Source organism: Methanococcus maripaludis (assembly GCF_013760955.1).
Classification (GTDB): domain Archaea; phylum AGJL01; class Methanococci; order Methanococcales; family Methanococcaceae; genus Methanococcus; species Methanococcus maripaludis_A.
Genome location: NZ_JACDUL010000005.1, coordinates 20,481 through 27,501, shown reverse-complemented (window position 1 = coordinate 27,501; position 7,021 = coordinate 20,481). Strand labels below are relative to the sequence as shown.

The window sequence follows — 7,021 nt, the reverse complement described above, 5'->3', positions numbered from 1 at the left end:
TCCGATCCCATCCCGATCTCGGAAATTAAGCCCTCCAGCGATTCATTAAGTACTGCCATCTGGTGGGAACAATGTGACGCCGTTAGTCACTTTTTTTATTCATTTCATTTTCGAGTTTTCGGGTGACATATGCCCAAACTCATGGCAAGGGGGCTGGTGACTATCCAATGGGAGGAAGCTCTGCCCACCCAATTGTGTAGATGTCCTGAGAAGGAATGAATAGGGTATAGAAACGACACGGTTCTAAGAAATATGACTATGATATTTCAAAATTGAGGATTCTTAGAAAATCGATGAAACGACCTTATTTTACACGGGTGCAAGCATTACGCGCTAAGCTGAATGTCACCGAAATTACAGAAGGCAGGCTATAGCCCCGATGCCATTTTAAAAAAATTTACAAAATTTTAAAAAAGTTTTCTAAACAAGTTTTACTGTACCTCAAATTCATAAGGTATCTCTAAAATACACATCCCGTTTTGTAAAAAACCCTCAAAAGTCATTATAAATTTTTTAAATTCATCGGCATGATGGATATCAATATAACTAACACTCAAAACACGGTTTTTAAAGAAAATTTCAATTTTATTGCCATGTTTTTCCATATATTCCATTTCTTCGAGATTATATTATTTGCACCATATTCCGAACAGTATACAAAAATTTTCAAAATAGTCCCCCACTTATACCACTAATATTAATTTTATACATTGGCCATTATACGCCTTCCACAAGAAAAAGTGTTAAAACTATATATGCTTTCAAAACCTAAATCATCTAATTACTTTTAATCTAACGTTACTCGTGATAATCATGCTTCATGTTTCAGCTTCAAAAGGAATGACTGAATATTTCAAAAATATTTTAGACAATGTAACCGAACTCTACACGCTTGCAGACGACTGCAGAAAAAGTGGGTACGATGTAACTGATCACGTTGAGATACCCCTGGCAAAAGATATGGCAGATAGGGTAGAGGGAATTGTCGGTCCAAAAAATGTTGCAGAACGTATCAGAGAACTGGTTTCTGACTTAGGAAAAGAACCTGCAGCTCTTGAAATTGCAAAAGAAATAGTTGAAGGAAAATTTGGGGAGTTTGGGCGAGAAGTTGGGGCAGAACAAGCTGTAAGAACGGCATTAGCAGTTATCACGGAAGGAATTGTGGCGGCACCCCTCGAGGGAATTGCCCATGTTAAAATTAAGAAAAATAATGATAGTGGCGAATATCTTGCAATATACTTTGCAGGACCAATTAGGAGTGCAGGGGGAACTGCTCAGGCACTCGCGGTACTTGTTGGGGATTACGTTAGAAAAAACATGGGATTGGATAAATTTAAGCCAACAGAAGATGAAGTTGAAAGATACGGGGAAGAAGTGGATTTATACCAGTCTGAAGTTACTACATTTCAATACCAGCCAAAAGCTGAAGAAATCCGGGCAGCAGTTAGAAACATATCTGTAGAAATCACTGGGGAAGCAACTGACGATGTTGAAGTTAGTGGACACAGGGATTTACCGAGAGTAGAAACAAACCAGATTAGGGGCGGTGCTCTTTTAGCACTTGTCGAGGGTGTTCTTTTAAAAGCACCCAAAATTCTAAGACACGTTGACAAATTAGGTATAGAAGGATGGGACTGGTTAAAAGAGTTAAAAAGTAAAAAAGAAGAAGTAATTGAAGAAATCGAAGAAGAAAAGGACGATTTTAACTACGAAGAGGAAGAAGACTTATCTCAATATGAGGACTATGAGGTAGAGGCTGTAACCAAGTTTATTGGGGAAGTTATTGCAGGAAGACCTGTATTTTCACACCCTTCTAAAAAAGGAGGGTTCAGACTCAGGTATGGAAGAAGTCGAAACACAGGGTTTGCAACAGATGGTTTTCACCCTGCAATAATGTATTTAGTTGACGACTTCATGGCCGTTGGAACTCAGTTAAAAACAGAAAGACCTGGAAAAGCAACATGTGTAGTTCCTGTTGACAGTATCGAGGGCCCAATAGTCAGATTAAAAGATAAAAGTGTACTTAAAATAGATACTGTTGAGAAAGCAAAACAATACCGGGATGATGTTGAAGAAATTCTCTTTTTAGGAGATATTTTGGTAAATTATGGGGATTTCTTGGAAAACAACCACACTATACTTCCAAGCAGCTGGTGTACTGAATGGTATGAAAAAATCTTAAAATCAGAAAATTTAGAATACAAAAAAGAATTTATAGAAAATCCTGACCAAAAAGAAGCAGTAAACTATGCTAAACTTACAAAAACACCATTACATCCAAAATATACGTATTTCTGGCACGATATTTCTAAAGATAATATCAATGTCCTTAGAAATTGGATTATTGGTGGGAAGTACAATGAAAGCAACGATTCCTGGGAAGTGACTTACGATTCAGAAAACCCCGAAATTTCAAATGCGAAGCGGTATTTGGAACTTATCGGATGTCCACATACAGTAACTGGTGAAAAATTAGAAATTTTTGAGTATTATCCATTATTATATTCACTAGGTTATGATTTTGATGAAAAAAGAGATATCGTAGAAGAAATTGAAGAAAAACTTCAAAACACGAAAAACAACATGCACTTCATAAATACGATAGCTCCATTTGAAATCCGAAGAAACGCCTACATTTACGTTGGCGCAAGGATGGGTAGGCCAGAAAAGGCAGCTTCCAGGAAGATGAAACCTCCTGTAAACGGACTTTTCCCAATTGGAAATGCTGGAGCTCTTGTAAGGCTCATTAACAAAGCTGTTGAAGAAGGAAAAACAGACGAAATTGAAATTTCAAATGTGAAATGCAGCTGTGGAAATGTAAGTTTGTATAGGACATGTCCATTTTGCGGAAATTCTGTTGAACCAAGTGGCCCTTCTAGAATAAAACTTCCTATAAAAGAATACTGGTACAAAGCGCTTGAAAATTTGAAGATAAATAAGGCTGGTGACGTAAAATGTATTAAAGGTATGACTTCAAAGGATAAAATAATTGAACCCTTAGAAAAAGCGATATTGCGGGCAAAAAACGATATATATGTATTTAAAGATGGTACTACAAGGTTTGACTGTACAGATGTTCCAGTAACCCATTTCAGGCCTGTGGAAATACATGTCGGTATTGAAAAATTGAAGTCATTAGGATATTTAAAAGATATTCACGGAAATTCTCTTGAAAACGAAGATCAGGTTCTCGAATTGAAAGTTCAGGACGTCATAGTTCCTGAATCATGCATGGATTATTTCTTCAATGTTTCAAAATTCATAGACGACCTTTTGGAAAAATACTACAAAAAAGATAGATTTTACAACGTGAATAAAAGAGATGATCTCGTAGGTCATTTAATAATTGGGATGGCACCACACACCTCTGCAGGAATGGTTGGAAGGATTATTGGATATAGCAATGCAAACGTGGGCTATGCTCATCCTTATTTCCACGCTTCAAAAAGAAGAAACTGCGATGGGGATGAAGATGCATTTTTCCTTCTTTTAGATGCATTCATGAATTTTTCAAAGAGATTTTTACCCGACAAAAGAGGGGGCCAGATGGATGCACCACTGGTTCTTACAACAATTTTGGATCCTAAGGAAGTAGATGGTGAGGTTCACAACATGGATTCGATGTGGGAATACCCTATAGAATTCTATGAAAAATCTTTGGAAGGAATCGCTCCAAAAGAAATCAAAAAAATAATGCAGACTGTTGAAGACAGGTTAGATAAAGACAGCCAGTATGAGGGAATTGGATATACTCACGAAACTTTGAAAATAGATGAAGGGCCGCTCGTCTGCGCATACAAAACTTTAGGTTCGATGATGGAAAAGACTTCAGCTCAACTTGCAGTTGCAAAAAAGATTCGGGCAACTGATGAAAGGGATGTAGCAGAAAAGGTTATTCAATCGCACTTTGTACCTGATTTAATTGGAAATTTAAGGGCTTTTTCAAGACAGGGTGTAAGGTGCAAATGTGGTGCAAAATATCGAAGGATGCCTTTAAAAGGAGTTTGTAGGAAATGTGGAAGCAGATTGATTTTAACGGTTTCAAAAGGGGCCGTTGAAAAGTACATGGACGTTTCACAAACCATGGCTGAAAAATATGAGGCAAGTGACTACATAAAACAAAGACTCGAAATTATAAGATCTGGGATTGATAGTTTATTTGTAAACGACAAGAGAAAGCAGGTTAAAATTGAAGATTTCTTTAAATAATAGAATTATTTAGAAATTGATATATATCTGCTTTCCATATTAATTTTGAAAAAAGAAGGTGATTTTATGATTGTAACAACAAGCGACAGAATTGAAGGAAAGGAAATTGAAAGCTACACGGGCTTTGTTATGGGATCTTTAGCTGCTAAAGCAGGTACAAAAGACCAAATGGAAGCTAAAAAGAAAGCGTTATATGGCCTATTTAGAAAAGGAAACGAAGACGGTGCAGATGCAATAATAAGCGTAAAATTAGATTCAGTTTCATATAAATCAGAAGAAACTGGTGAAGAAATGGTAGAATACACTTACTATGGAACCGCAGTTAAACTTAAAAACTAAATATCTATTTTTTTAAAAATTTAAAAAAGAAATTATCCGTACAAATTTGACGGAGCTTGATTTCTAACGAGTTTTTTAATTATCTCATCGAGATCTTTTTCTTCAATCGATTCATTATCTTCCAAAATTGCCTTATGGAGTGCAGGTTTTAGAAATTTTTCTTTAATAGTTCTTCCGTTCATGCCCTTTGTTTTTTCAACATATTTTTTGAGATCTGCATTTACAGTTATAGGCATTTTTTTAACATATAACTCGAGAATCTTTAATCTTTCATTATCATCAGGCATTTTAAATTCTATTTCTTCTTCAAACCTGCTTCTAACAGCATTATCTAGCATTTCTGGATTGTTTGTCGCAGCAATCGTTACAATTCCTAAATTATTTTTTATTCCATCAAGTTCAGTAAGGAGTGCGTTCACTACTTCTGATACATCTCCTCTCAATGACTGAAACTGCCTGCTAAGTGCAATTGCATCAAGTTCATCGATAAATATTATACAAGGGGTGTTTTCTGATGCACTTTCATACAGGCTTTCAATCTGTTTTGAGCCATCTCCGACGTGGTCCCCAATAAGTTCGGTGGCTTTTATTAAATAAAGTGGTACTTCAGTTTCGGTTGCAAGAGCTCTTGCTAGCATTGTTTTTCCAGTTCCTGGCGGCCCATAAAATAAAATGTTTTTCGGTGCCCATTCTCCAAAAATTTCTGGGTTTTCAAGATATTTTATTACTATTTTGCATTTTTTCTTTGCATCCAGCTGTCCGATGACTTCTTCAAAATTAGTTTCTTTGAATTTTGGAGAATTTACAACTTTAGTACTGTTTTCTAATTTAAATAGCGTATCTTTTGTAATAATCCCTCCATCTTTTGGGTAGAGAGAAATAACCTTGAATGCGTATTCTGGAATAATTGTACTGTCAAATATGTATCCGCCTTCTTTTACAATCTCGTTTTCCCACTGTTCTCGAGCGTATGAGTTAAATAATGCATGGTCTTCTACACTAACCCTTAAATTCTCGCCATTAACATTTATTGGAAAGCCAACAGGTTCCAAAATCACGTATTTTAAACACAATGCTTCTTCAGGAACTACTGGTGGCTTTTGAAGATTTTTTTTGAGTTTCAGGTTACTGATATTGATATTGCTCATCAGTGCACCTCGTCTATTAGATGAATAATTTGATTATAGTAAGATATTATATAAGGTTAAGTAAGTACGTTAATCTGATATAAAAAGAATATATACGATAAGATATTTAGGATATTTAAGGACTTTAGCGGAAGCAAAAAGACAATTTTCACGGGGGCTGTTAAAATGGATCCATCATCAGTTATGTGGATATTTTTCATATTTTTATTCTTCTATCCGCAGGTGCTTTTTAGATATAGGCTTTTACAAAGGTACAAATTTATAAAACAGTTCGAAGCTGTTAGAAAAACCCGTGCAATTGTTATGATACATAGACAGGAGCAATTGGCCCTATTTGGAATTCCACTTTACAAATATATTACAATTGAAGACAGTGAAGAGATTTTAAGGGCAATTAGAATGACTCCTGAAGACATGCCAATTGATTTAATTCTTCACACTCCTGGAGGACTCGTACTTGCAAGTGAACAGATTGCAACGGCCCTAAAGGAACACAAAGCAAAAACAACAGTTATTATTCCGCACTACGCAATGAGCGGCGGAAGTTTGATCGCGCTTGCAGCAGACGAAATAATAATCGATAAAAATGCAGTTATGGGGCCAGTAGATCCTCAAGTTGGACAGTATCCTGCAGCTTCAATTATAAATGCGATAAATACGAAATATACTGATGAATTGGATGACGAAACTTTAATTTTGGGAGACATTTCAAGAAAAGCAATAATCCAGGTTAAAGAATTTGTCTACGAGATATTGAAGGACAAAATGGGCGAAGAAAAAGCAAAATACTTATCAGAAACCCTTTCAACTGGAAAATGGACTCACGACTATCCATTAACAATTAAAAAATTAAAAGAACTCGGAATCGAAGTAAACACCGATTTACCAGAAATTGTTTATGCATTATTTGATCTATACAGGCAACCTGTAAACCAAAGGCCATCTGTGCAGTACGTTCCAGTACCCTACAAGAGAGGAACTAAAAAATGAGTCCAAAAACGCTTGAAATAAATGGTAAAATTTATTCTGTAAAAATTGCGGATAATTTTATAAAACGGGCATTTGGACTCATGCTTAGGGATATTTCAGAAAATGAAGGATTATTCTTCAAATATGGAAATCGAAAACTCCATATTCATACATTTTTCATGAAGTACCCAATAGACGTGATTTTTTTAAAAGACAATACTATTGTAGACATTGCAAGCAACTTAATCCCTTGGAAAACCTACAATTCAAAAGTAAAATCAAATAGAATGTTTGAAGTGAAAGCTTCAGGCATAAATCCAGAGTTAATCGGAAAAAAAGTTAAATTTAATTAATTT

General features: G+C 35.5%; 5 protein-coding genes, 1 rRNA gene and 1 other RNA gene. 6 read left to right on the top strand and 1 reads right to left on the bottom strand.

Features of this window, described 5'->3' with window-relative positions:
- The 4 genes from rrf to HNP90_RS09210 form a co-directional block, all read left to right on the top strand.
- A 5S ribosomal RNA gene (gene rrf / locus HNP90_RS09500) occupies window positions 1–88 on the top strand; the annotation flags it as partial.
- A gap of 56 nt (window positions 89–144) precedes the next feature.
- Window positions 145–383: RNase P RNA component (rnpB, locus tag HNP90_RS09220), an RNA gene on the top strand.
- 430 nt (window positions 384–813) lie between these two features.
- Complete coding sequence (gene polC / locus HNP90_RS09215) at window positions 814–4,209, top strand: DNA polymerase II large subunit (RefSeq protein ID WP_011977403.1); 3,396 nt, start codon at window positions 814–816, stop codon at window positions 4,207–4,209.
- 66 nt (window positions 4,210–4,275) lie between these two features.
- Window positions 4,276–4,548, top strand: a complete 273-nt coding sequence (locus HNP90_RS09210; protein ID WP_011977402.1) for a heavy metal-binding domain-containing protein — start codon at window positions 4,276–4,278, stop codon at window positions 4,546–4,548.
- A 32-nt stretch (window positions 4,549–4,580) separates the two neighbouring features.
- Here the strand turns inward: HNP90_RS09210 and HNP90_RS09205 are convergent, their stop codons facing one another.
- Window positions 4,581–5,696, bottom strand: a complete 1,116-nt coding sequence (locus tag HNP90_RS09205; protein ID WP_011977401.1) for an AAA family ATPase — start codon at window positions 5,694–5,696, stop codon at window positions 4,581–4,583.
- A 165-nt stretch (window positions 5,697–5,861) separates the two neighbouring features.
- On the opposite strand from HNP90_RS09205, the gene HNP90_RS09200 reads away from it, so the two are divergent.
- Both HNP90_RS09200 and HNP90_RS09195 read left to right on the top strand, forming a co-directional pair.
- The gene (locus HNP90_RS09200) at window positions 5,862–6,686 is read left to right on the top strand and encodes an SDH family Clp fold serine proteinase (RefSeq protein WP_011977400.1); all 825 of its coding nucleotides are present in this window, start codon (window positions 5,862–5,864) and stop codon (window positions 6,684–6,686) included.
- Window positions 6,683–7,018: a DUF192 domain-containing protein gene (locus HNP90_RS09195; RefSeq protein WP_011977399.1), complete on the top strand. Its 336-nt coding sequence runs from the start codon at window positions 6,683–6,685 to the stop codon at window positions 7,016–7,018. The genes HNP90_RS09200 and HNP90_RS09195 overlap by 4 nt, the downstream gene beginning before the upstream one ends.
- Window positions 7,019–7,021: the final 3 nt, after the last annotated feature.

Excerpts from the sequence above, each read along its gene's own strand:
- HNP90_RS09205 (WP_011977401.1), bottom strand. The coding sequence starts at position 5,696 with ATGAGCAATATCAATATCAGTAACCTGAAACTCAAAAAAAATCTTCAA.
- HNP90_RS09210 (WP_011977402.1), top strand. The coding sequence starts at position 4,276 with ATGATTGTAACAACAAGCGACAGAATTGAAGGAAAGGAAATTGAAAGC.
- HNP90_RS09195 (WP_011977399.1), top strand. The coding sequence starts at position 6,683 with ATGAGTCCAAAAACGCTTGAAATAAATGGTAAAATTTATTCTGTAAAA.
- HNP90_RS09200 (WP_011977400.1), top strand. The coding sequence starts at position 5,862 with ATGGATCCATCATCAGTTATGTGGATATTTTTCATATTTTTATTCTTC.
- polC (WP_011977403.1), top strand. The coding sequence starts at position 814 with ATGCTTCATGTTTCAGCTTCAAAAGGAATGACTGAATATTTCAAAAAT.